Consider the following 22,933-nt stretch of genomic DNA (forward strand, 5'->3'; position numbering starts at 1 on the left):
CCGTCTAACCACGATGCTCGCCCACGCCAATTTGCACCACAGCACTCGTCTTCATGCCCCGTTATGCAAACTGCTCACTTGGTACAGGTGGCCGGCTCCGGCCTCCTGACCCTATGCGCATTTGGCTGAAAGCCCCCTCACACGTCATTCTCCGGATGAGGGCAATAGTCCCTAAGGCGGAGCCATCTCGGGGCATTGTGGAATGCCCGCATCCGGGGAACAGCATTGATGCAGTCGGAAACCCGTGCCCTTTCAGCGCGTGTTTTTTTCCTCAACAGAAGCCTGCCGGCCCTGTTGATCATTGCTGCCATTGGCATCGCCGCACAACTCATCCTGCAAATCGCTGCCAGTGAGTCCGACCGTGTGGCTCTGGATCGTCAGACCCACCTTTTCACCATGGCGGTGGGCGATATCCGCGCCAGCATTGCTCACGATCAGGAAAGCGTGACCGTTTGGGACGATTCCGTCACCAATCTGCGCAAGGGCGACCTTGATTGGGTCGATATCAACCTCGGCAGCTGGATGCACAGCTATTTCGGCCACGATGCCGCCTTCGTGCTGTCTCCTGACGACACCCCGCTCTACGCCTTCGATGACGAGGCCCGGCAACCGCCGGAGGATTATGACCGGATCGCCGCCTGTGCCGACCCTCTGGTAGCCGGCCTGCATGAAAAACAGCGCGAGCAGGATAGCGACGGCCTTTCCGATCGCATCCTGACGCAGGGTGCCTCCGACTTCTGCATCGTGACCGGACGGCCTGCCGTCATCAGCGCCAAGCCTGTCGTAACCGACAGTGGCAAAGAGGAACTGGAGCAGGAGCCAGGGCGGGAATATACCCACATCGCCCTGCGGTTCGTGGACGGCGATTTCCTCACCATGGCCAGCCAGCGCTACATGATCCTAGAGCCGCGTTTTTCACCCACAGCCGCACAGGGATCGGGCGAGGCGTCGATTGCCCTGCAGACGGCTTCAGGCAACACGCTCGGTTATTTCGTGTGGCGCCCCTGGCGCCCGGGGCATGCCATCCTCGACCGGATGACCCTCGTTCTGGCAGCCCTGACGGCGCTGATCGCCATGGTCGTCGAGGCATTCCTCTATATCCTCAGCCGCCGGCTCGTCAGCCAGCAACGGGCCGAAGCCCGGGCAAGGCATCTGGCCTCGCACGACCTGCTGACGGGTCTGCCCAACCGCCTGCAGTTCCAGAAGGCAATAGACAGCCGGCTTGCAGACACCGGGCATGATCAGGCGCCCCTCTGCCTGCTGTACCTCGATATCGACCGCTTCAAGCAGGTCAACGAGATCTATGGCCATCTGGCCGGCGACAGCCTGATCAGCGCCGTCGGCGCACGGCTTGGTGCGCTTGTGCGGGATACCGACATCATTGCCCGCATCGCCGGCAACCAGTTCGGGCTTTTCATGTCCGGCGTTGCCGATGAAAACGAGGCGGAATGTTTCTGCAATCGCCTGTTTGATGCGTTGCGGGCTCCCTTCCTTGTCGAGGATGAGCCGATCACGGTTACCTTCAGTGCCGGCTTTACGCTCACCCCGGCAACCGAGGTAACCCGCGAGGAAATAGAACGCCAGGCCGAGATCGCCCTCGACTACGCCAAGACCACCGGGCGCAACCGCCATGTCGGCTTCAAGCCGCAGCAGGACGAACATCTGCGCGAGCGTCGGCAGCTTGAGGCGGAGCTGCGGCTTGCCCTTGCCGCCGAAGACCAGTTGGTGCCGCATTACCAGCCCGTTTTCAATGCCGCTGGCGACAGGATCACCGGCATGGAGGTGCTGCTGCGCTGGTTCCATCCGCAGCGCGGCCCCGTATCGCCGGCCTTCTTCATTCCCATTGCCGAGCAATGCGGGCTCATCGAGGAAATCGACGCCTATGTGCTGCGCCGCGCCTGTGCTGCGGCACGGCAGTGGCCGGACCTGATCATTTCCGTCAATGCCTCGGCGGTCGAACTGCGCCGCGCCGGTTATGCCGACCGGACCGCCGCGACCCTCGCCGAATACGGGCTTTCGCCGCGGAATTTCGAGATCGAGGTGACGGAAACGGCAATGATCGACCGCACCGGCGAGTGCAACCGCACCATCCGGACCCTGCGCGATCTGGGCTTCGGCATCGCCCTTGACGATTTCGGCACCGGCTTTTCATCCCTCGGCCATCTGCAGCAATTCAAGGTCGACCGCATCAAGATCGACCGCAGCTTCATCATGGGCCTGGATCGCCCCACGAACGGCCGCGCCATCGTCTCGGCCCTGATCCAGCTGGCCCAGGCGATGAATATCCGCACGACCGCCGAGGGTGTGGAAACTGCCGGCCAGCAGACCCTGCTGGCGGAAATGGGTTGCGACAGCCTGCAGGGCTACTACCTCTCCCGCCCGCTGAGTGAGGCTCAGATGCTGGAGCGCATCGCCCGGCAGCAGAATTTCGGCCTCGCCGTCTAGCTTCGGCAAACCGCCCGCTGCGGGCCGGCCTTTATTTTTTCCTTATGCGGCGCGGGCACCTTCCCCGTCGAACCCTGATTGCCCTCGCTCCTACTGTCGAAGCCGGACAGTTCAAGGAGGGCATCGCCCCATGACCGATCTTCTCTATCTGGCGCTGGGCCTCGGCCTCTTTGTCGCCATGGCGCTTTATGTGCGCCTTCTGGCACGGATGCAGCCGTGATCGCCGCGCTCTATGCGCTGGCGGCCCTCGCCATCGCCTTCTATCTCGTGGCCGCCCTGCTGCGGCCGGAGAAATTCTGAGGAAGCACGCCTGAAGCGCGGCTTCCCCTCCCGACATTTAGCGATCTTTCAAGGAGACCCTCGCCATGGATTTGCGAGGATGGGCCGAGATCGCCCTGACGCTGGGCCTCAGCGTCGGGGTGGCATGGCCATTGGGGCTTTATATGGCCCGCATCTGGGCCGGTGAGACCACCTGGCTGACGCCGGTGCTGAACCCGGTTGAACGCGGCATCTACCGGGTGTTGGGCGTCCGCCCGGAGCAGTCGCAGGGCTGGAAGGGCTACAGCTTTTCCGTCATCGCCTTTTCGGTCGCTGGCTTCGTGCTGCTTTATGCCCTGCTGCGCCTGCAGGGCTTCCTGCCGCTGAACCCGGCCGGGTTCGGTAACCTGGATCCGCATCTTGCCTTCAACGTTGCAGTCAGTTTCGTCACCAACACCAACTGGCAGTCCTATGGCGGCGAGACGACGATGAGCCTCCTCAGCCAGATGGCCGGTCTTGCAGTGCAGAATTTCACCTCCGCTGCCGCCGGCCTTGCCATTGCCGCCGCCGCCGCCCGCGCCTTTGCCGGCGACCGTGAGGTCGGCCTTGGCAATTTCTGGGTCGATCTGGTGCGCATCACCCTCTATGTGCTGCTGCCGCTTTCCATCGTGGTGGCACTGGCGCTGGTTGCAACCGGCGTACCACAGACACTGCACGCCGCCGTAACCGTCACCGGCCTTGAAGGCGCTCAGCAGACGCTCGCGCTGGGTCCCGTCGCCAGCCAGGAAGCCATCAAGCAGATCGGCACCAATGGCGGCGGTTTCTTCAACGCCAACTCCGCCCACCCGTTCGAGAACCCGAACCCGCTTTCCAACCTCATCGAGGCCGTCAGCATTACCGCGCTCGGTTTTGCCACCTTTATCGCCTTTGGCCGGATGGCCCGGGCACGCAAGGAAGCAGCCTCTCTGGTGATCGTCGCCTTCCTGCTGGTGGCAGCGGCGGCCGTCGCCATCTATGGGCTGGAAAACCAGACCGTGCCCGGCCTCCTCAAGGCCGGCGTGGAAGCCGGGCAGAACCTTGAAGGCAAGGAATATCGCTTCGGCACCGCCGCCTCGGCCCTGTGGTCGGCGCTCACCACAGGCGCCTCCAACGGCTCGGTCAACGCCATGCATGAAAGCTTCATGCCGCTTTCCGGCGGCATCCAGATGTTCCTCATCCAGCTGGGCGAAATCCTGCCGGGCGGCGTTGGCTCGGGCCTCTACGGCATGCTGGTCATGGCGCTGCTGGCCGTCTTCGTCGCTGGCCTGATGGTGGGCCGCACGCCGGAATATCTCGGCAAGAAGGTGGAAGCGGCGGAAATCCAGTACGCCATGCTGGCGGTGCTCATCCTGCCGCTTGCCATCCTGGGTTTCTCGGCCCTTGCCGCCGTGCTGCCGGCCGCACTTTCAAGCCTGCTCACGGACGGCCCGCATGGCCTTTCGGAGATCCTCTATGCCTACTCCTCGGCGGGCGGCAATAACGGCTCGGCCTTTGCCGGCCTGACGGCGGCAACCCCCTGGTGGGATACCACGCTCGGCATTGCCATGCTGCTCGGCCGCTTTGGCTATATCGTGCCCGTGATGGCCATTCTGGGATCGCTGGCGGCCAAGCCCCGCCTTGCCCCCACAGCGGGCACCCTGCCGGCGTCCGGCCGCCTTTTCAGCGGCTTGCTGCTCGGCGTCATCCTTGTGCTGGGTGGATTGCAGTTCTTCCCCGCTCTCGCCCTCGGCCCGCTTGCCGAGCACTTCCAGTTGCTCGCCAGCCTCAGGCCCTGACCGGCTTTTTCCCCAAGACGGGAACACACATCATCATGGCTCTTTCGAAAACGGCCCGGCTTGACCGTGGCCTCCTCACCCGCGCCGCGCTTGACGCGGGGCGCAAACTCAACCCCCGCTGCCTGCTCGCCAACCCGGTGATCCTGGTGACCGAAGGGGTGGCCGCTCTTGCCACACTGTCGGCCGCCGGACAGATCACCGCCGGCGAGCCTGCCGGTTTCGCCCTGCAGATCGCCGGCTGGCTTTGGGCCACTGTGCTGTTTGCCAATTTCGCCGAAAGCATCGCCGAAGGGCGGGGCAAGGCCGCCGCCGACAGTCTGCGCGCTTCCCGCGTCACCACCCGCGCCAAGGTCATCACCGACGACCAGATCATCTTCACCCCGGCCCATGAGCTGCAGCCCGGCATGGTGGTGCTGGTTGAAGCCGGTGACCTGATCCCCGCCGATGGCGAGATCGTCGAGGGTATCGCGTCCGTCAACGAGGCCGCCATCACCGGCGAGAGCGCGCCTGTCATCCGCGAGAGCGGCGGCGACCGCTCGGCGGTGACCGGCGGCACCACCGTGGTGTCGGACTGGCTGCGCGTGCGGGTCACGGCAGCAGCAGGCAGCAGCTTCCTCGACCGCATGATCGCGCTGGTGGAAGGTGCCGGCCGCCGCAAGACACCCAACGAGCTGGCGCTTGCCGTCCTGCTCGCCGGCCTGTCGCTGATCTTCCTCATCGCGGTGGTGACGCTGCTCGGCCTTGGCCGTTATTCCGGCGTTGCCATCCCGCTGGTCGTGCTGGGGGCCCTTTTTGTCACCCTCATCCCCACCACCATCGGCGGCCTGCTATCGGCCGTGGGCATTGCCGGCATGAACCGGCTCCTGAAATTCAACGTGCTGGCCCTCTCCGGCCGGGCCGTGGAGGCAGCGGGCGATATCGACACGCTGCTTCTCGACAAGACCGGCACCATCACCTTCGGCAACCGCATGGCAAGCGAGGTCATCCCCCTGCGCGGCATTGCCGCCGACACCGCGCTGCGGGCCGCCCTCATGTCCTCCCTCGGGGACGAGACGCCGGAGGGCCGCTCCATCGTCAGCTTTGCCGAAGGTCAGGGCATCTCCGCCGTCCGGCCGGACGGCGCCATCACCATCCCCTTCAGTGCCCAGACCCGCCTTTCCGGCCTTGAGGCGGGCCCCACGGTCTGGCGCAAGGGTGCGGTGGATGCGGTGCTAAAGCAGCTTGGCATCACCGAACGCGACACCCCGCGCGACTTCGCCGCCGCCGTCGACCGCATCGCCCGCTCCGGCGGCACCCCGCTTGCCGTCAGCGAGAATGACCGCCTTATCGGCGTCATTCACCTCAAGGACGTCATCAAACCGGGCGTGAAGGAGCGTTTTCAGGATCTCCGCCGAATGGGGGTGCGCACGGTGATGATTACCGGCGACAATTCGGTGACCGCCGCCGCCATCGCCTCGGAAGCCGGCGTCGATGATTTCCTTGCTGAAGCGACGCCGGAGGACAAGCTGCGGCTGATGCGCGCCGAGCAGGCCAAAGGCCGGCTGGTGGCCATGTGCGGCGACGGCGCCAACGATGCCCCTGCCCTTGCCCAGGCCGATGTGGGCGTTGCCATGCAGTCCGGCACCCAGGCCGCACGCGAGGCCGCCAACCTCATCGACCTCGACAGCGATCCAACCAAGCTCATCGAGATCGTGGAGGTCGGCAAGCAGATGCTGATCACGCGCGGCGCGCTCACCACCTTCTCCATCGCCAACGATGTCGCCAAATATTTCGCCATCGTGCCGGCGCTCTTCGTCGGCGCCCTGCCGGCGCTCGGCGCACTCAACGTCATGCAGCTGGCAAGCCCGCAAAGCGCCATCCTCTCCGCCGTCATCTTCAACGCCCTCATCATCGTCGCGCTGATCCCGCTGGCTCTCAAGGGCGTGCGCTACCGCCCGGTGGGGGCGGCAAGGCTGCTCTCGCGAAACCTGCTGGTCTATGGGCTCGGCGGGCTGGTTGCCCCCTTCATCGGCATCAAGCTCATCGACCTTCTCGTCTCCACCCTGGGCATCATCTAGGAGGCCCTCACACATGCGCACTTATATAAGACCCGCCCTTGGCAGCATGGTCCTCTTCACCCTGCTGCTCGGCCTCGCCTACCCGCTGGCGATCACCGGCATCGCCCAGACCCTGATGCCGGAAAAGGCAAATGGCAGCCTCGTGAGGGATCGTTCCGGCACGGCGGTCGGCTCCGCCCTCATCGGGCAGAATTTCAACTCCCCGGCCTATCTGCATCCGCGCCCCTCGGCACTTGCCGCCGCCTATGACGCCTCAACCTCCGGCGGCAGCAATCTCGGGCCGCTCAGCGACACCCTGGCGAGCCGTATCGCGGACGGCGCCGCAACCTTGCGCACGGAGCTGAACCTGCCGGCGGACTATCCGCTGCCCGCCGATGCCGTCACCACCTCAGCCTCCGGGCTCGACCCGGATATCAGCCCGGCCTACGCCCTTTTGCAGGTGCCGCGCATCGCCGCCGCACGCAACCTGCCGGTGGGCAAGGTCGATGCGGCCCTCAAGGCGGCCACCCGTGGACCGTTGCTCGGGTTTCTTGGCCAGACACGCGTCAACGTGCTGAAGGCCAATCTGCTGCTCGACAGTCTCTCTGGCGAGGCTCAATAGAGAAACCATGACCACCGGCGAGCCCCTGCGTCCCGATCCGGACGCACTGCTTGAAGAAGCCGCCCGCGCCAGTCGCGGGCGGCTCAAGGTGTTTCTCGGCATGGCCCCGGGCGTCGGCAAGACGTTCGAGATGCTGCGCTCGGCCCGGCGGGCCAAAGCCGCCGGGGAGGATGTGGTGGTGGGCGTGGTGGAAAGTCATGGCCGGCAGGAGACGCAGGCGCTCCTGCGCGGGCTGGAGGTGATGGCGCGCCAGCCGATGGAACACCGGGGCCGCAGCCTTCTGGAGTTCGACATCGACGGGGCGATAGCCCGCCGCCCGGCGCTCTTGCTGGTCGATGAATATGCCCATTCCAACGCCCCCGGCTCGCGCCATCCCAAACGCTGGCAGGATGTGGCGGAGCTGCTGGATGCCGGCATCAATGTCTGGACCACCCTCAACGTCCAGCATCTGGAAAGCCTCAATGACGTCGTGTGGAAGATCACCGGCGTGCGCCAGCTGGAAACGGTGCCCGACAACGCACTTTCGGCCGCCGACGAGATCGAGCTGATCGATCTGACGCCGGAGGAGCTGCGGCGCCGTCTTGCCGACGGCAAGGTTTACGTGCCGGAAACCGCCCGCCTCGCGTCGGAAAAATTCTTCCGCCTCGAAAACCTCACCGCCCTGCGCGAGCTTGCCCTGCGGCGCGCGGCACAGACGGTGGATGACCAACTGGTGGGCGCGATGAAGCGCGCCGGGGTCGAAGGGCCATGGGCGGCGGGCGAGCGTATCCTCGTGCTCATCGGCGCCGATGCCGCGTCTTCCTCCCTCGTCCGTGCCGGGCGGCGGCTTTCCGACATGATCGGCGATGCCCCCTGGACAGTCGCGCATGTTGAACGGCCGAGCCATCCGGTGCTGGATGAAGGGGCGCAGCAACATCTCGGCACAGCCCTCAAGCTGGCCGAACAGCTGGGGGCCGCCGCGCTGATCCTGTCGGGCGAAGACATCGTCATCAGCGTCAAGGCCTATGTCCGCCAGAACAACGTGACGCAGATTCTGGTCGGCAACCGGCGCTTCCAGCGGCGGCGGCCCTTCGGCCGCCCCTCGCTCACCGCGGCCCTGCTGGAGGACAGCACGGGCGCTGCCCTGCATGTGGTGACGGAGGCCCCGCAGGAGCAGGCCCCGGCCTTGCCCCGTCGCCCCCGGCTGGCCGCAGGGGTCAACTGGCGGCGCTATCTCTCCAGCGCCGGTTTCGTGGCCATCGCCACCGGCATTGCCTATCTCCTGCAGGCGCGATTTGCCGATGCCGATCTCAGCATGGTGTTTCTGACCGCCGTGCTGGCCAGCGGCGTGCTGCACGGCCTGCGCCCGGCCCTGCTGGCCGCCACGGCCTCCTTCCTCGCCTATAATTTTCTTTTCATCGAGCCGCTTTACACTTTCTGGATCGGCTCGCCGGCCAACCTGCTCGCCCTCTTCGCCTTCTGGGCGGTGGCGCTGGCAACCGGCGGGCTTGCCGGCCGGGTGCGCGACCAGGCAAGCGCCCTGTCGCGCCACACCGCCGCCATCACCTCGCTACTTGCCGTCAGCCGCCGCCTTTCGGCCGCCACGACCAAAGGCGAGGTCGCGCAGGCTATCGCCGACCATGTTTCGGCCGGCGTTGGCGGAGAGACGACGGTGCTGCTGCCCGAGGGCGGGGAAATCGCCGCCGTGGCCGGCACCCCCACCCTCACACCGCTCGGCACCTCGGCCATGACGGCGGCGCGCTGGGCGTGGGAGCGCGGCGAGGTAGCGGGCGCCGGCACCGGCACGCTGCCGCAGCTGCCGCGGACCTTCTATCCGCTGCAAGGCTCGCGCGTGCGGGCCGGCGTGGTGGGGGTAGAGCATAGCGCCGCGCTGACCCCGGAAGCCCAGCGTTACCTCACGGCACTGCTCGACCAGGGCGCCGTCGCACTGGAACGGGCGGAATTTGCCGCCGATGCGGCCGACGCCGAAGCGCTGCGCCGCAGCGACCGGCTGCGCGCCGCGCTGCTCAACTCCATCAGCCACGACCTGCGCACGCCGCTCTCCACCGTGCTCGGCTCGGCCACCACGCTGCTCGACTATGGACCGGTGCTGGAGCCCGACACGCGGCAAGACCTGCTGCTGAGCATCCGGGAAGAGGCCGAACGCCTCAGCCGCTATGTCGGCGACCTTCTGGACATGACGCGGCTGGAAGGCGGCGCGCTCGTCACCCGGCAGGAATGGACGGATATCCGCGACGTGCTGGCCGCCGCCATCGAGCGGGTACAGCGCCGGGCCGGCAACCGCCGCATCGACCGGGACTTCCCGGCCGACTTGTCCCTCATCCAGGCCGATCCGGGCCTTGCCGAACAGGCGGTGGTCAACATCCTGGAAAACGCCATAGCCTACAGCCCCGATGGCACCGCCATCGAAGTGGCCGCCTATGAGGACAGGCGGGGTATCGTCATCAGCATCGAGGATGAGGGGCGCGGCGTGCCGACGGCGGAGCTGGAGCGGGTGTTCGAGAAATTCCACCGGCTGGAGGAGCCAAGCGACCGCCACAAGGGCTCCGGCCTCGGCCTTGCCATCTCCAAGGGTTTTGTGGAAGCCATGGGCGGACAGATTGCCGCCGCCAGCCCCATTCATGACGGGCACGGCACCCGCGTACTGATCAGCCTGCCAAAACCCGCCACCCCGCCGGAAGCCGCCGCATGACCGCGCACAGCCCGCGTATCCTCATCATCGACGACGAACCGCAGATCCAGCGCTTCCTCCAGCCGGCGCTCGCTGCCAGCGGGTACGAGCCCGTCAAGGCGATGACCGGCCGCGAGGGCCTTGCCGAAATTGCCCGCCGGGCACCCGATGCCGTGGTGCTCGATCTCGGCCTGCCGGACATGGACGGCAAGGAGGTACTGACCCGCGCCCGCGCCTTTTATGACGGCCCGATCCTTATCCTCTCCGCCCGTGACCGCGAGACGGAAAAGATCGACGCGCTCGACCTCGGCGCCGACGATTATGTCGAAAAACCCTTCGGCGTCGGCGAACTGCTGGCCCGGCTGCGCGTCGCCCTGCGCCACAAGATCGAGCGGGCGGGCATAAAGCCCGTCATCGAGCGTGGCGGCTTCAAGCTGGATCTGACCCTGCGCCTTGTGACCCGCAATGGTGAGGCCGTGCGCCTCTCCCCCAAGGAATATGACCTGCTGGCCCTGCTGGCCGAAGGCGGCGGCAAGGTGCTGACGCACAAGCAGCTGCTGACCGCCGTCTGGGGGCCCGCCCATGCGGAGGACGTGCAGTACCTGCGCGTCTTCATCGGCCAGCTGCGCCAGAAACTGGAGGATGATCCGGCTACCCCGCGCCTCATCCTGACGGAGTCCGGGGTGGGGTACCGGTTCGGGGTAGAATAGTTATTGAACCTTAAACTTAATAACGCATTTCAGTATATTTGGAACATTCAGCGATCAAGTATCGGAACCTTTTATTTTCTCCATTAAATTCTCCAGCGATGGCGCACTAGATCTTCTCCATAATGAACGAACAAGCCACACAAAACAAATTACGCCAAAAACAAAAAAAACTGCCTGCCAAACTGATGGTTCAAATATAAATTTTTTAAAATCAGCCGTAACGAAGGTTACGACAATAGATATCAGAAATCCAAGCGGTAAAATCCATGCACTTCTCGCCTCCACATCCCTGATGTGATTCGTCAATATCAAAAGAAGCTTATCCTCAGTTATCTGTATAACCTCCTGGGACAAATTTCCATGAACCGCTTTAATAGGGGCGCTGGCAGGAACAAATCCGTCACTCATGCCGCCCACCCCAGAAAAAGGAGATCACTAGAAATTTAAACCCCTGCACATCATATCCGGAAAAATTTATTAGAATTTCCCTGCCATCTCTACTCCATATCAAAAATGGATTCATAGAAGACATAGGAAGATTACTATTTAAATTATATATAGTAAGAACACCATAACCTTCCGGAGAAGTAAATTCAAACCTCCCCCCGTCACTCCTATCATCAGTTGCAAATTTTACGTTTATTTTAATGTCAATTCCATCTACAGAAAATTCAACCCAAGCATCCTCACCAGAAGGGACTTGCAAAGTCGCAGTCTCTATCTGCCTTCTTCCACCAACAGTCACATTCATAATACACCAAAATAACTAATCATTTAGAAATAATACAGAAAGTGCGTGTTTACATCAATGCACGAGCGGCTCATCTTTTTCATAAAAATACAACACATGGGAATTAAGGGACTTTAAAAAGCAACCGTAAGTGAAGGCAAAGCGCCCCATGGATCTGCAGCTTAAAGACAAGGTCGCCGTCATCACCGGCGCTTCCAAGGGCATCGGCCTCGGTATCGCCCGGGCCTCATCCTGACGGAGTCCGGGGTGGGGTACCGGTTCAGAGGGGAATAGCGGCAGGCTTCACCCGATGCCGCGATGGCGGCCCCGGCGGGCGGCGATGAGCGCGGCAATATGGCGGGCGGCCCGATCCGCCTGCGCCACGATTTCACCGATGGCGGTGACTTCAAGCAAAGAGCCCTGACCGAGCGGGCCGAGGGCAAAGAGATCATCCGCCGGCGCTCCGATGGAATCACGCGCCCTGCCTGTGGCGTCGACATAAAAACCCAGATTATGCGGGTCGCGGCGCAGCAGCCCCTCGGCAACCATCTGCCTTTCGAGCACGCCGCCCGTGTCGGGGGCCGTACCACGACAATCGAAAACAGCGTCAAACCGCTCCTCGAACTCCAGCCGGGTGCTACGCGGACGATAGATCACCCCGAGCCCGCCTTCTGAAAGAGGGTGCGTGCGGGAGACCCGCCCCGCCACGAGACGCAGGGCGCCGCTACGGACTTCATCCTCCAGCTTCCGGCCGATCTGGGGCGGCACGCGGTGACGGTGGACATTCCAGTAGGCCCGCAAATGACGCAGGAACCGCGCCTGCTCGCGCCCGTCCAGTGCCTGCCACAGTCCGGCGATATGCGGGCGCAGCCCGTCGATGATGGATTGCCAGACCTCACCTTGCGCTTCGGCCTGCCGCGTCGCCTGGCGCAGCCGGTGCAGGATCGCGCTCATGGAGGCAACGCCCGCCAGATCGGGCACAAACCGGGTGGGTGCCGTGCGGGCATGCGGGCGAGGCAGCAGGCCCCGGCGGGAGATCGCGGTCACCGCCCCCTGGAAACCTTGCCGGCGAAGGGTCAGCAGACCATCGATCATCGAGAGGCCGGTACCAAGAAAAGCCACCGAGCCCTGCTGTGGCAGCCCCTCATAGGCACTCTCGTCATAAACATCGCCGCAATGCCCGCCGGCACTCCGGCGGGACCCGTAGCCGGTCGCGAGCATGACGATGTCGGCCGTAAAATGCGCTCCGGAGGCAAGCGTCAGATCGAAGCCCTCGGTCCGGTGGTGCACCGCTGTCACCGCTTCGGCGAACAGCCGCAGATCGAGATCGCCATGAGCGGCGACGCCTGTCAGCAACCGCTCATTCACGAATCGGCCAAAGGCCTCGCGCGGCACGAACGAGGCTTCCAGCGAACCGCCCCCGGCACTGGTGGCAGCTCCCTCCCAGTCATTGGCCAATAACCAGTCGATGAAGTCGCGCGGACGGGTCGGATCGAGCCCGACATTGAGCGCCCGACTGTTGAGTAGCTGGTGCGCGTTGGAGCGGCCATAGGCGAGCCCCTTGCCGAGTTGGCCAGAGGGTTCGAAGACCTGAAGGGTGAGCCCGGCCGAAACCGAGCGTGCCAGCGCGGCGATAACTGCCGCCGCCGTGAAGCCGCCGCCGACCACGGCAATGGATACTCCCTCGCCGCTGCGCCGCACAGGCCGGGGTAGTTCACCGGCCCGCCTCGCCTGTGTCCCAGGCAGATGCTCGTCCATCACTCGCTCCTTCCGGGTGTCGTGATCCGGGATGCCCAAGGCATCGCCCTGCGTTACACCTTAAACCCTATTGACTTGGTATAGTATAGGCAATAACGAATCAGGAAGTGAAATTTGACGCTCATATCGAATATTAAACAAACAGGAGACGTTAAATGTTTTCGCCCCGACACCTCCCTCTCGCGCTGGCCGCGGCGGCGGCGCTTGCAGTCACCTCCGCCCCGGCTCTGGCCGAAACAGCGCAGCTGCGTATTGCCCAGCAATTCGGTGTGGCGTACCTGCCGCTGCACGTCGCCAAGGAAAAGGGGCTCATTGAAGCCCACGCCAGGGCCCTGGGCATAACGCCGCCAAAAGTGGAATGGCTGCAAATTTCCGGCGCGGCCGGAATGAACGACGCCCTTATCTCCGGCGGGCTCGATTTTGCCTCTGCCGGCATCGCGCCGATGATTCTTACCTGGGGCAAAACCCGCGACACCGCGAAGATCACCGGCGTCGCCGCCCTTGGCTCCCTGCCGAACGTGCTGGTCACCAACCGGCCCGAGATCCGGACGATCAGGGATTTTACCGACAAGGACCGGATCGCCCTGCCGTCGGTCAAGGTCGGGTTCCAGCCCATCGTGCTGCAGATGGCCGCCGACCAGACCTTCGGCCAGTATGACAAGCTCGATCCCTTGACCGTCAGCGTGCCGCACCCGGACGCCGCCGCCGCGCTCATCGGCGGCAAATCGGAGATCACAGCGCATTTCACGTCCCCGCCCTTCATCCAGCAGGAACTGGCGGCGGGAAACACCCACGCCATTCTCAGCAGCTATGACGTCTTCGGCGGGCCGCACACCTTCAACGTGGTTTATTCCACCGAGCGTTTCATCAAGGACAATCCAAAGACCATCGAAGCCTTCATCGACGCGCTCGATGAAGCCAATGGCTGGATCAAGGCCAACCCGGCCGATGCTGCCGCGCTCTATATCAAGGTGGAGAACTCCAAACTCAATCCGGCGCTCATCCAGTCGATCATCACCGACAAGGATGTGAATTTCACCACCATTCCCCAGGGTGCGCAGAAGTTCGCCGACTTCGAGGCGCGGATCGGCCTCATCAAGCAGGCCCCGAAGTCCTGGACCGAGCTGTTCCCGGCGACGCTTGCCAGCAGGGCGGGAAGCTGACGCCATGAGTGGCCTCGTGCTGGAATTCGACAGCGGCCTGGCTGCGGCAAAAGCCGTCCCCCCGCTGCTATCGGTCACGGCCGTCACCGTGCGCTATCGCTCCGGCAGCCGCGACGTGACGGCCGTATCCGATGTCAGTCTCGATCTGGCTGCGGGAGAACGGCTGGTTTTGCTCGGCCCTTCGGGATGCGGCAAATCCACCCTGCTGCGCGCCATCGGCGGGTTCATCCGTCCGGCCACTGGCCATATTGAGCTGAAGGGCGAAGCCGTCCTTGGCCCCTCGCCTGAACGCATGACGGTGTTTCAGGAGTTCGACCAGCTTCTGCCGTGGAAAACGGTTGAGGAAAACGTGGCCTACGGCCTGCGCCGGGCCCGCGGCCTGCCGCGTGCCGAGGCAAGGGAAGTAGCGCGCAACTGGATTGGCCGGGTCGGCCTTGCCGATTTTGCCCATGCCCACCCGCACACGCTTTCCGGGGGGATGAAGCAAAGGGTGGCAATCGCCCGCGCCTTCGCCATCAAACCTCGCCTGCTGCTGCTGGACGAGCCCTTTGCCGCCCTGGATGCCCTCACCCGCCGGCGCATGCAGGATGAGCTGCTCGCCCTGTGCGAGGATACCCAGGTGACCGCCATCTTCGTAACGCACGGCATCGACGAGGCGATCCGCGTTGGCACCCGCATCCTCACCTTCAGCCCGCATCCGGGCCGCATCATCGCCAGCCACAAGGTCAGCGATGACGAACGCCGCCGCGGCAGCCGCGCCTTCGCCGGCCTTGAGGCCCGCCTGCAGGAAAAGCTTTTCGACGGAAGGGACAATGCCGATGTCTGAGCAGACCCTTGCGGCAGCTCCCGCCGGCACAGGCTTGCTGCCGCGCCTTGCCTGGCGGCGTCTGGCCGTTTTCACCGGCCTTCTTGGTCTGTGGCAAGCCTACGCCCTCTGGCTCGGCAATCCGCTGCTGCTACCAACAGTGGATACAACCTTCGCCGCCCTGTGGAGCGGCTTTGCCTCTGGCGAACTGGTGGACCGTACTCTTGCCTCGCTCCGCGTACTGCTGGTGGGTTACGCCGGCGGGGTGGCGGTTGCAGCGCTCTTGGCAAGTTTCGCCGCGCTCTCGCGCTGGGGGGACGACGCGCTGGGGGTGCTCACCTCGATGTTCAATCCACTGCCGGCGGTGGCGCTGCTGCCCATCGCCCTGCTGTGGTTCGGCATTGGCATGCCCAGCATCGTCTTCGTCATCATTCATTCCGTGGCCTGGCCACTGGCTGTGGCCGGCCATACCGGCTTCCGCTCCGTGGCGCCGACCCTGCGCATGGCGGCGCGGAACATGGGGCTCTCCGGCCCACGCTTCGTGGTGGAGATCCTTGTCCCGGCTGCTTTTCCGCAGATTCTCTCCGGCCTCAGGATCGGCTGGGCCTTTGCCTGGCGCACGCTGATTGCCGCCGAACTGGTGTTTGGCACCAGCTCCCAGTCCGGCGGCCTCGGCTGGTTCATCTACATCAACCGGGCCCAGCTGGAGACGCCCAGCGTCTTCGCCGGCCTTGCCGTCATCATTCTCATCGGCCTGCTGGTCGAGGGGCTGCTGTTCCGCAGCGTCTCGCGGCTGACCGTGCAACGTTGGGGACAGGAACAGTCATGACCCGCCGCTTCCAGATCAAGCCGCTGCCCGACATCCTCGGGGCGGAAATTACCGGTCTCGATCTTTCCACACCGCTGCCGGAAGCGGATTTCCTTGAAATCCGCAAGGCGCTGGCGGACCGGCAGGTGCTGGTCTTCCGCGACCAGGAAAAGCTGACGCCGGATGAGCAGATCGCGTTCAGCCGCCGTTTCGGCCCTCTGGACATTCACATCCAGCATCATTTCCATCTCGGCGGCCATCCGGAGATCCTCATCGTCTCCAATGTCATCGAAGACGGCAAACCCATCGGTCTGGTCGATGCCGGCAAGTACTGGCACTCGGACCTTTCCTATATGGCAGAGCCCAGCCTCGGCTCGCTGCTGCACTCCAAGGAGTGGCCGGCCAATGGCGGAGACACGATCTTCGTCAACATGGTCGCCGCCTATGAAGCACTGCCCGAAGGCGTGCGCCGCCGCATCGACCCCTTGAAGGCCGAGCACAGCTATGGCGCCCGTAACCGCAAGCAACAGGCGCTGAATGGCGCGCTCCGGCCCGGCCTTACGGCGGAGCAGGAAGCGCGGGTGCCGCCGGTGATCCATCCGGTGGTGCGCCTGCATCCCGAAAGCGGCAAACGCGCGCTCTTTGTCAGCGAAGGCTTTACCACCCGCATCGTCGGGCTGGAGGAGAAGGAGAGCGATGAGCTTCTCGCCTTCCTCTTCCATTTCTCGACGTCCGAGCTTTTCCAGTACCGCCATCGCTGGCAGCCGCATGACATGGTGTTCTGGGACAACCGCCAGACCCTGCATCTGGCCACCGGCTGCCCGCCGGAGCTGCGCCGCACGCTCTACCGCACCACGGTACGCGGCGAGGTCCCGCTGGCCGCGACCGCGGCCTGAAGGCAGGCGCTGCGGCCATCCGCCAATTTCCCCTCCGGCCGTGATAGTCTGAAGAAAAATCAGACCACGACCGGAGGGAGGAAACCATGGATCTGCAGCTGAAAGACAAGGTCGCCGTCATTACCGGCGCCTCCAAGGGCATCGGCCTCGGCATCGCCAGGGCCTTCGCGCAGGAAGGCTGCCATGTGGTGATGACCGCCCGCACCCAAGGCGAGGTCGATGCGGCGGCGATGGCCATCGAGCGGGAATTTCACGTCAAGGCCGCCACCGTCGCCTCCGACGTTTCAACAGCCGAAGGCTGCGAGGCGATCATCACCCACGCCGCGGGTCTAGGCGGGGCGGATATCTTCGTCTCCAACGCCGGCACCGGTTCCAACGAAACCGTGGCCGATGCGCCGGATGAAAAATGGATGGATTACTGGAACCTGCATGTCATGGCCGCGGTACGCCTCAGCCGGCGCCTTGCGGACCAGATGGAGAAGAAGGGCGGCGGCGCCATGCTGATGAATGCCAGCATCTGCGCCGTGCAGCCGCTCTGGTACGAGCCGATCTATAACGTGACCAAGGCGGCGCTTTTGATGTTCGGCAAGTGTCTGTCGAACGAAATGATCAAGCGCAATATCCGGGTCAACACCGTCAATCCCGGCCTTATCCGTACCGGAGACTGGGTAAAGACCGCCCGCGAGCTGCGCGGCGAGGCGTGGGAAAGTTACCTGCAGGAAGTCGCCGACGAACATGCCCCCATCCGCCGTTTCGCCACGGTGGAGGAGCTGGCCGATTTCTGCGTCTTCCTCTGCTCCCCCCGCGCCTCCTACAGCGTCGGCTCGGCCTATCATGTCGATGGCGGCATGCTGAAGACGGTGTGAGACGTGCCAGCCCTTACTTCGCGATCAGGATCTCGATGCCGCGCCGCTCGAACTCCTTGGCGTCGGCATCGCTGATGCCGTCGTCGGTGATGAAGGAGTGGATGACCTCCAGCGAGCCGAGGCGGGTGAGCGAGGCCTTGTTGATCTTGGTGGAATCCGCCACCAGATAAACGCGGCTCGCCGCCCGGATCATCGCTTCCTTCAGCTGGAGATCGGCAAAGCTGGGATAGGTAAGCCCCGCTTCAAGGCCGACGCCTGCGGTGGCGAGGAAGAGCTTGCCGGCAAAGATGTTGCGGAAATAATCCACCGACTTGTCGCCGGAGAGCGACAGCGTCGGCGCCTTGAACTGGCCGCCCGGCATATGCACGGCAAAACCCGGCACCGCGCCGAGGATGAGCGCGATGTTGAGCGCATTGGTGATGATGGTGAGGTTGCGGCGGGCAACGAGGCGCGTCGCCACCTCCGTCGTCGTGGTGCCGGCATCAAGGATCAGCGTTTCGCCGTCATGCACCAGCGAGGCGGCAAGCGCACCGATGCGGCGCTTCTTCTCCATATTGTCCTGATGGTGGAGCGTCATCGCCCCCACCTGCGCCGGCACGGTGTTGAGGAAGGCCCCGCCATGTTCGCGGGTGATCAGCCCCTCGCCTTCCAGCCGCTCCAGATCCTGGCGGATGGTGGCTTCCGACACCTGGAAGGCCGCCGCCAGCTCGCGCACGCGGGCCGAACCTTCTTCCTGAATCCAGTCCAGTATGCGCCGCCGCCGCGGCTCGGAGAGCAGGCCCGTCATCTCGCCGCGGGTTTCTACCGGTTTTGTCTCCATCGGGGCGGCGGTACCTTCTGTAATTCGCAAGCAAACATCTTCGAACGCACTCTATCCGATTGCGCTTTGCCGGCAAACAGCAACGGCGCGGCAGCCGGACGGGCAGCGGGGCGTCAGTGCCCCACTGCCGCCTGCTGCTGAAGCACCACCCGGGCATGCAGGCGCTGCTGGGCCTGGTCCACCACCACGGCGGCGATGATGACCACACCCTTGATGACCGTCTGCCAGAAGGAGGAGACGCCCATCATCACAAGGCCGTCCGACAGGATGCCGATAACGAAGGCACCGATGACGGTACCGCCCACCCGGCCGCGGCCACCGGACATCGAGGTGCCGCCCAGTACGGCGGCGGCAATGGCGTTGAGCTCGAAGGTCTCGCCGGTTGCCGGATGCGCCGCCTGCAGCTGCGAGGCGATGACGAGCCCCACCAGCGCCGCGCAGAAACCGGAGAACATATAGACGGCCATCTTGACCCGGTTGACCTTCACGCCGGACAGCGCCGCCCCGCGCTCGTTGCCGCCCACCGCATAGATGTGCCGGCCAAGCGGCGTGCGCTGGGAGGCATAGGCCGCCAGCAGCGCGACGATGACGAGCAGCCAGATCGAGACCGGAATGCCGGCAAGATTGCCCGCCCCCAGAAACCGGAACGTGTCGGAGCCATAATCCGGATTGCCGCCCAGATTGGGGAAGGTCGCACCGTTGGAGGAAAGCAGCGCCGCGCCTCGCGCTACATAAAGCGTGCCCAGCGTGGCGATGAAGGGCGCGACATTGAGGCGGGTGATGAGAAACCCGTTGATGACGCCGACACCGATGCCGACCAGGCAGACGATGAGGCAGATCTCGAGGGTGTTGAACTGGATGGACCAGCCATATCCCGGATCGATGCCGTAAAGCACCAGCCAGCCGGCTACCATGGCGCACAGGCCCACGATGGAGCCGACGGACAGATCGATGCCGCCGGTGATGATGACGAAAGTCATGCCGATGGCGAGAAACGCATTGAGCGCCACATGCTTGGACATGATGACGATGTTTTCCGCCGACAGGAAATTCGGCGCGGCATAGGCAAAGAAGGCAAAGACGAGAAACAGCGCCACGAAGGTACGCAGCCGCAGCAGCAGGAGAAGGGCGGAGGCGGAAGAAGCGGTCATGCTGCGGTTTCCTGGTGACGGTTCGGCGCCGCGGCGGCGGCGACTTCGGCGGGGGTGGTCGACGCGGCATCGAAAATGCCGGTCACGCGCCCCTGCGCCATGACGAGAATGCGATCAGAAAGAGCCATCACCTCATCGAGGTCGGAGGTGACGAAGATGATGCCGAGCCCCTCCCCGGCCAGATGGCGCATGGTGCGGAACACCTCTGCCTTGGCGCCGATATCGATGCCGCGCGACGGCTCGTCCATCAGCAACACCTTTGGCTTCGTCATCAGTGCCTTGCCGATGACGACCTTCTGCTGGTTGCCGCCGGAAAGGCTGGAGACGGGGTTGTCCGGGCTTGCCACCTTGATGGTAAGCCGCTTGATGAAAGCCAGCGCCCCGGCCGCCTCCGCCTTGAGGTTCAGATGGAACAGCCGGGTGAAATCCTTGAGCGAGGAGAGCGTGATGTTCTCGCGGATCGACATGATCTGCACGAGCCCGTCGCGCTTGCGGTCTTCCGGGATGAGGGCGATGCCGCGGCGGATGCGCCCGGTCACGTCCGGCTCCGTCAGCAGCCTGCCCTCGACATAGAGCTTGCCGCCCGAATGCGGGTGCTGCGCCATCACACATTCCAGAAACTCGGATCGCCCGGCCCCCATGAGGCCATAGACGCCGAGAATTTCACCGGCCCGCACCGATAGCGAGACATGGTCAACGGCAAAACCACCGCCAAGGCGCGGCAGGGTCACCTCCTCGGCGCGAAAAATCTCGTCGCCGAAAGCAGCGGTTTCCGTGCGCGGGAAATCCCTGGAGGCATCGCCGATCATGTTGCGCACGATCCAGGGGATATCGACCCCGTCCATCGGCCGGGCGCCGGTTATGACGCCGTCTCGCAGCACGGTGATGTAATCGCCGATGCGGATGAGTTCCGGCAGGCGGTGGGAGATATAGACGATGCCCACCCCGTGGGCCTTCAGATCCTCGATCACGCGGAACAGCACTTCCACCTCGTGGGCGGACAGCGCGGAGGTCGGCTCATCAAGGATGAGGATGCGCGCATCCTGCGCCAGCGACTTGGCGATCTCCACGATCTGCTGCTGGCCGATGCGCAGGTTGCCGACCGGCGTATCCGGGTCGATCTCCTGCTCCAGCCGCTGCATCAGCCGCCGCGTCGCCTCGCGCTGGGCAGCACGGTCGATATCGATGCCGCCGCGGGCGATCTCGCGGGCGATGAAGATGTTTTCGCTGACCGTCAGGTTGGCGAAGAGATTGAGCTCCTGGTTGACAATGCCGATGCCATGGGCAACCGCCTCCGCCTTGTCGCGGAAATGGACGGGCTTGCCCTCCATCAGCATCGTGCCTTCGGTCAGCTGCTCGATGCCGGCAATCACCTTCATCATGGTGGATTTGCCGGCGCCGTTTTCGCCCACCAGCACATTGACCGCGCCCATGCGCAGATCAAAATCCACCGCCTTCAGCGCGCGGGTACCGGGATAAATCTTGGTACCGCCCCGAATGCTGAGCCCGATGGGATACGCCTCCGCGCCTGCTGCACCGCTCATGGCCCCGCTCATGGCAGAACCGTCAGGCTGGTCGGCAGCACCAGAAGCGCCTCGCTCTGGCTGCGGATGGCAAGGGCGCCGGAGAAGTCGACTTTCCGGCCGACAAGATCGCCATCCGGCAGCTTGATGGCGCCGACGGCCTTGTCATTGAGCGCGCGGGCCAGCTTTGCGAACTCGATCTGGTCGCGAAAGGCGGTGAAGTCATAAAAGGGCGCAAAGTCGCGCAGCGCCGTGCCGCGAATGACCGGGCCAATCTGCAGCGTCACGTCGCCCTTGCCGTCGCCGTCGCTATCGACCTCCAGCTTCGCCGCCCGGCTGGCGCGGTCGGAGGAAACCACCGTGCCGGTACCCTTGATGGCAAAATTCCAGGCACCGCCGGCACCGCCGGCGCGCAGGCCATGCGCCTTGCCGGCTGCATCCAGCCCGGCGGCGATTTCCTTGCGCAGCTCCACGGCATCCACCGCCTTGTCGGCGATCAGCGGCAGCACCTGGCTGTCCCAGGTCTTGTCGACCAGGGCGGCCATTCGGGCTTCATCACCGGCGGGGTCATTGGCCGAAACCTCGCCGGCCGGCTTGGTCTTGACGATCTTGCAGGCGGCGAGCGGAGCGGTTGCCAGCAAAAGGGCAGCCGCCAGCACGGGCAGGGATTTCATGAGGACAAGTTCCGGCAAAGTAAAAAAGCCCGGTGCCGCTGGCGGGCCGGCGGCACCGGGAGCAGGAGGAGACGCCTTACTTGAGGGCGAAGGTCTCCAGCTTGGAGGCGTTGTCCGAATTGATGAGCACGCAATCCATCAGCTGCTTCTCATCAACACCGGTAGATCCGGAATGCAGGAACTTGTCGGCCTGGGTCACCGCCAGCTGGGCCTGCTGATAGGCCGGCTGCAGCACGGTTGCCTTGATGCCGCCCTTGAGGATGCTGTCGCGCACATCGTTGGAGCCATCAAAGCCCACCACGATCACATCCTTGCGGCCGGCGGCCTCCAGCGCGGCCCAGGCGCCCATGGCCATGGTGTCATTGCCGGAGATGACGCCCTTGATGCCTGGATTGGCCTGCAGCATCGTTTCCATCACCGAATAGGCTTCGGTCTGCGACCAGTTGGCCGACTGCTTGGCCACCTGCTTCAGGTCCGGATACTGCGAGATGACATCGTTGTAGCCGGAGGAGCGAATGCCGGCGTTGGTATCGGATTCCTTGCCCACCAGCTCGGCATATTCGCCCTTCTCGCCCATCAGCTTCACGAACTCCTCGGCCCCGAGCTGCGCGCCCTGGTAGTTGTTGGAGACGATCTGGCTGACGGCGACACCCGACTGGGTGATCTCGCGGTCGATGAGGAAGGAGGGGATGCCGGCATCCTTGGCCTTCTTCACCGCGGCGACCGAGGCATCGGCGCCGGCATTATCGAGGATGATGGCCTTCGCCTTGGCGGCGATGGCGCTGTCGAAAAGCTCGGACTGCTTGTTGGCATCGTCGTCATGCACGAGCACCAGCGTCTCGTAGCCCAGTTCCTTCGCCCTGGCGGCGGCACCTTCGGCCTCGGCCTTGAAGAAGGGGTTGTCGTGACTCGGCGTGATGATGGCGATGGTGCCGTTGCTGGCAGCCATGGCGGGGCTCACCCCGGCCAGACCGAGCGCAAAAGCGGACAGCAACAAGCGGCGCTTGATGTTCATTCCTTCCTCCCTTTGATTTCGAACCCTGTTTGGGTCCCGTTCTTCGCCGATTAGTGGAGTTTTGCTTTCGATTAATGTCAAGCCCTTTCTGATAATCCCGTTTGCCGCAGCTGATCGCCAGCGATGTCAGGACTACGGAAACCGTGTAAGATAACAACAAGCTAGCCC

The 22,933-nt window shown here is 64.2% G+C and carries 20 protein-coding genes and 1 pseudogene; 13 read left to right on the top strand and 8 right to left on the bottom strand.

Annotation, left to right across the window (positions count from 1 at the left end):
• Positions 1-228 precede the first annotated feature (228 nt).
• The 7 genes from QTL98_RS15440 to QTL98_RS15470 all read left to right on the top strand — a co-directional run bounded on the left by QTL98_RS15440 (position 229) and on the right by QTL98_RS15470 (position 10,556).
• The gene (locus QTL98_RS15440; RefSeq protein ID WP_445679359.1) at positions 229-2,445 is read left to right on the top strand and encodes a bifunctional diguanylate cyclase/phosphodiesterase; all 2,217 of its coding nucleotides are present in this window, start codon (positions 229-231) and stop codon (positions 2,443-2,445) included.
• A 216-nt stretch (positions 2,446-2,661) separates the two neighbouring features.
• The gene (locus QTL98_RS15445; RefSeq protein WP_445682166.1) at positions 2,662-2,745 is read left to right on the top strand and encodes a potassium-transporting ATPase subunit F; all 84 of its coding nucleotides are present in this window, start codon (positions 2,662-2,664) and stop codon (positions 2,743-2,745) included.
• A 65-nt stretch (positions 2,746-2,810) separates the two neighbouring features.
• Positions 2,811-4,517, top strand: a complete 1,707-nt coding sequence (gene kdpA / locus QTL98_RS15450; protein ID WP_445679360.1) for a potassium-transporting ATPase subunit KdpA — start codon at positions 2,811-2,813, stop codon at positions 4,515-4,517.
• Between the two features lie 35 nt (positions 4,518-4,552).
• A complete protein-coding gene (gene kdpB, locus QTL98_RS15455) occupies positions 4,553-6,574 on the top strand; it encodes a potassium-transporting ATPase subunit KdpB (protein WP_445679361.1) in 2,022 nt (673 codons plus the stop codon).
• 13 nt (positions 6,575-6,587) lie between these two features.
• Complete coding sequence (gene kdpC, locus QTL98_RS15460; protein WP_445679362.1) at positions 6,588-7,175, top strand: potassium-transporting ATPase subunit KdpC; 588 nt, start codon at positions 6,588-6,590, stop codon at positions 7,173-7,175.
• A 7-nt stretch (positions 7,176-7,182) separates the two neighbouring features.
• On the top strand, positions 7,183-9,867 hold the full coding sequence (locus QTL98_RS15465; protein ID WP_445679363.1) for a DUF4118 domain-containing protein: 2,685 nt from the start codon (positions 7,183-7,185) through the stop codon (positions 9,865-9,867).
• On the top strand, positions 9,864-10,556 hold the full coding sequence (locus QTL98_RS15470) for a response regulator (protein WP_445679364.1): 693 nt from the start codon (positions 9,864-9,866) through the stop codon (positions 10,554-10,556). The genes QTL98_RS15465 and QTL98_RS15470 overlap by 4 nt, the downstream gene beginning before the upstream one ends.
• A gap of 54 nt (positions 10,557-10,610) precedes the next feature.
• Here QTL98_RS15470 and QTL98_RS15475 read toward each other — a convergent pair whose 3' ends face one another.
• Positions 10,611-10,964 carry a hypothetical protein gene (locus tag QTL98_RS15475; RefSeq protein WP_445679365.1) on the bottom strand — a complete coding sequence of 118 codons (354 nt, stop codon included), beginning with the start codon at positions 10,962-10,964 and terminating at the stop codon, positions 10,611-10,613.
• The gene (locus QTL98_RS15480; protein ID WP_445679366.1) at positions 10,957-11,307 is read right to left on the bottom strand and encodes a hypothetical protein; all 351 of its coding nucleotides are present in this window, start codon (positions 11,305-11,307) and stop codon (positions 10,957-10,959) included. The genes QTL98_RS15475 and QTL98_RS15480 overlap by 8 nt, the downstream gene beginning before the upstream one ends.
• 148 nt (positions 11,308-11,455) lie before the next feature.
• On the opposite strand from QTL98_RS15480, the pseudogene QTL98_RS23450 reads away from it, so the two are divergent.
• Positions 11,456-11,533, top strand: a pseudogene (locus tag QTL98_RS23450) (SDR family NAD(P)-dependent oxidoreductase); the annotation flags it as partial.
• A gap of 56 nt (positions 11,534-11,589) precedes the next feature.
• Here QTL98_RS23450 and QTL98_RS15485 read toward each other — a convergent pair.
• Positions 11,590-13,044, bottom strand: a complete 1,455-nt coding sequence (locus tag QTL98_RS15485) for an FAD/NAD(P)-binding protein (RefSeq protein ID WP_445679367.1) — start codon at positions 13,042-13,044, stop codon at positions 11,590-11,592.
• 155 nt (positions 13,045-13,199) lie between these two features.
• Here QTL98_RS15485 and QTL98_RS15490 point away from each other — a divergent pair, with 155 nt between their 5' ends.
• The 5 genes from QTL98_RS15490 (at position 13,200) to QTL98_RS15510 (ending at position 17,582) form a co-directional block, all read left to right on the top strand.
• On the top strand, positions 13,200-14,207 hold the full coding sequence (locus QTL98_RS15490) for an ABC transporter substrate-binding protein (RefSeq protein ID WP_445679368.1): 1,008 nt from the start codon (positions 13,200-13,202) through the stop codon (positions 14,205-14,207).
• A 4-nt stretch (positions 14,208-14,211) separates the two neighbouring features.
• Positions 14,212-15,033, top strand: a complete 822-nt coding sequence (locus QTL98_RS15495; protein WP_445679369.1) for an ABC transporter ATP-binding protein — start codon at positions 14,212-14,214, stop codon at positions 15,031-15,033.
• The gene (locus QTL98_RS15500) at positions 14,939-15,841 is read left to right on the top strand and encodes an ABC transporter permease (RefSeq protein ID WP_510637493.1); all 903 of its coding nucleotides are present in this window, start codon (positions 14,939-14,941) and stop codon (positions 15,839-15,841) included. Before QTL98_RS15495 ends, QTL98_RS15500 begins: the two co-directional genes overlap by 95 nt.
• The gene (locus QTL98_RS15505; RefSeq protein WP_445679371.1) at positions 15,838-16,716 is read left to right on the top strand and encodes a TauD/TfdA dioxygenase family protein; all 879 of its coding nucleotides are present in this window, start codon (positions 15,838-15,840) and stop codon (positions 16,714-16,716) included. The genes QTL98_RS15500 and QTL98_RS15505 overlap by 4 nt, the downstream gene beginning before the upstream one ends.
• A gap of 86 nt (positions 16,717-16,802) precedes the next feature.
• Positions 16,803-17,582 (top strand): SDR family NAD(P)-dependent oxidoreductase, encoded by a 780-nt coding sequence (locus QTL98_RS15510; RefSeq protein ID WP_445679372.1) that lies wholly within the window; start codon positions 16,803-16,805, stop codon positions 17,580-17,582.
• Positions 17,583-17,595: 13 nt separating this feature from the next.
• Here QTL98_RS15510 and QTL98_RS15515 read toward each other — a convergent pair whose 3' ends face one another.
• The 5 genes from QTL98_RS15515 to QTL98_RS15535 form a co-directional block, all read right to left on the bottom strand.
• The gene (locus QTL98_RS15515) at positions 17,596-18,402 is read right to left on the bottom strand and encodes a DeoR/GlpR family DNA-binding transcription regulator (protein WP_445679373.1); all 807 of its coding nucleotides are present in this window, start codon (positions 18,400-18,402) and stop codon (positions 17,596-17,598) included.
• 113 nt (positions 18,403-18,515) lie between these two features.
• Positions 18,516-19,553: an ABC transporter permease gene (locus QTL98_RS15520; protein ID WP_445679374.1), complete on the bottom strand. Its 1,038-nt coding sequence runs from the start codon at positions 19,551-19,553 to the stop codon at positions 18,516-18,518.
• Positions 19,550-21,097 carry a sugar ABC transporter ATP-binding protein gene (locus QTL98_RS15525; protein WP_445679375.1) on the bottom strand — a complete coding sequence of 516 codons (1,548 nt, stop codon included), beginning with the start codon at positions 21,095-21,097 and terminating at the stop codon, positions 19,550-19,552. Before QTL98_RS15525 ends, QTL98_RS15520 begins: the two co-directional genes overlap by 4 nt.
• A gap of 8 nt (positions 21,098-21,105) precedes the next feature.
• Positions 21,106-21,750 (bottom strand): DUF2291 family protein, encoded by a 645-nt coding sequence (locus QTL98_RS15530; RefSeq protein ID WP_445679376.1) that lies wholly within the window; start codon positions 21,748-21,750, stop codon positions 21,106-21,108.
• Between the two features lie 76 nt (positions 21,751-21,826).
• Positions 21,827-22,765, bottom strand: coding sequence for a D-ribose ABC transporter substrate-binding protein (locus QTL98_RS15535; RefSeq protein ID WP_445679377.1), 939 nt, complete (start codon positions 22,763-22,765; stop codon positions 21,827-21,829).
• Positions 22,766-22,933: the final 168 nt, after the last annotated feature.

The organism is Radicibacter daui, from assembly GCA_030657355.1.
GTDB lineage: Bacteria > Pseudomonadota > Alphaproteobacteria > Radicibacterales > Radicibacteraceae > Radicibacter > Radicibacter daui.

Excerpts from the sequence above, each read along its gene's own strand:
- QTL98_RS15470 (WP_445679364.1), top strand. The coding sequence starts at position 9,864 with ATGACCGCGCACAGCCCGCGTATCCTCATCATCGACGACGAACCGCAG.
- QTL98_RS15510 (WP_445679372.1), top strand. The coding sequence starts at position 16,803 with ATGGATCTGCAGCTGAAAGACAAGGTCGCCGTCATTACCGGCGCCTCC.
- QTL98_RS15515 (WP_445679373.1), bottom strand. The coding sequence starts at position 18,402 with ATGGAGACAAAACCGGTAGAAACCCGCGGCGAGATGACGGGCCTGCTC.
- QTL98_RS15495 (WP_445679369.1), top strand. The coding sequence starts at position 14,212 with ATGAGTGGCCTCGTGCTGGAATTCGACAGCGGCCTGGCTGCGGCAAAA.
- kdpC (WP_445679362.1), top strand. The coding sequence starts at position 6,588 with ATGCGCACTTATATAAGACCCGCCCTTGGCAGCATGGTCCTCTTCACC.
- QTL98_RS15505 (WP_445679371.1), top strand. The coding sequence starts at position 15,838 with ATGACCCGCCGCTTCCAGATCAAGCCGCTGCCCGACATCCTCGGGGCG.
- QTL98_RS15490 (WP_445679368.1), top strand. The coding sequence starts at position 13,200 with ATGTTTTCGCCCCGACACCTCCCTCTCGCGCTGGCCGCGGCGGCGGCG.
- QTL98_RS15520 (WP_445679374.1), bottom strand. The coding sequence starts at position 19,553 with ATGACCGCTTCTTCCGCCTCCGCCCTTCTCCTGCTGCTGCGGCTGCGT.
- QTL98_RS15440 (WP_445679359.1), top strand. The coding sequence starts at position 229 with ATGCAGTCGGAAACCCGTGCCCTTTCAGCGCGTGTTTTTTTCCTCAAC.
- QTL98_RS15475 (WP_445679365.1), bottom strand. The coding sequence starts at position 10,964 with ATGAGTGACGGATTTGTTCCTGCCAGCGCCCCTATTAAAGCGGTTCAT.
- QTL98_RS15485 (WP_445679367.1), bottom strand. The coding sequence starts at position 13,044 with ATGGACGAGCATCTGCCTGGGACACAGGCGAGGCGGGCCGGTGAACTA.
- kdpB (WP_445679361.1), top strand. The coding sequence starts at position 4,553 with ATGGCTCTTTCGAAAACGGCCCGGCTTGACCGTGGCCTCCTCACCCGC.
- QTL98_RS15480 (WP_445679366.1), bottom strand. The coding sequence starts at position 11,307 with ATGAATGTGACTGTTGGTGGAAGAAGGCAGATAGAGACTGCGACTTTG.
- QTL98_RS15500 (WP_510637493.1), top strand. The coding sequence starts at position 14,939 with ATGACGAACGCCGCCGCGGCAGCCGCGCCTTCGCCGGCCTTGAGGCCC.
- QTL98_RS15525 (WP_445679375.1), bottom strand. The coding sequence starts at position 21,097 with ATGAGCGGTGCAGCAGGCGCGGAGGCGTATCCCATCGGGCTCAGCATT.
- QTL98_RS15535 (WP_445679377.1), bottom strand. The coding sequence starts at position 22,765 with ATGAACATCAAGCGCCGCTTGTTGCTGTCCGCTTTTGCGCTCGGTCTG.
- QTL98_RS15530 (WP_445679376.1), bottom strand. The coding sequence starts at position 21,750 with ATGAAATCCCTGCCCGTGCTGGCGGCTGCCCTTTTGCTGGCAACCGCT.
- QTL98_RS15465 (WP_445679363.1), top strand. The coding sequence starts at position 7,183 with ATGACCACCGGCGAGCCCCTGCGTCCCGATCCGGACGCACTGCTTGAA.
- kdpA (WP_445679360.1), top strand. The coding sequence starts at position 2,811 with ATGGATTTGCGAGGATGGGCCGAGATCGCCCTGACGCTGGGCCTCAGC.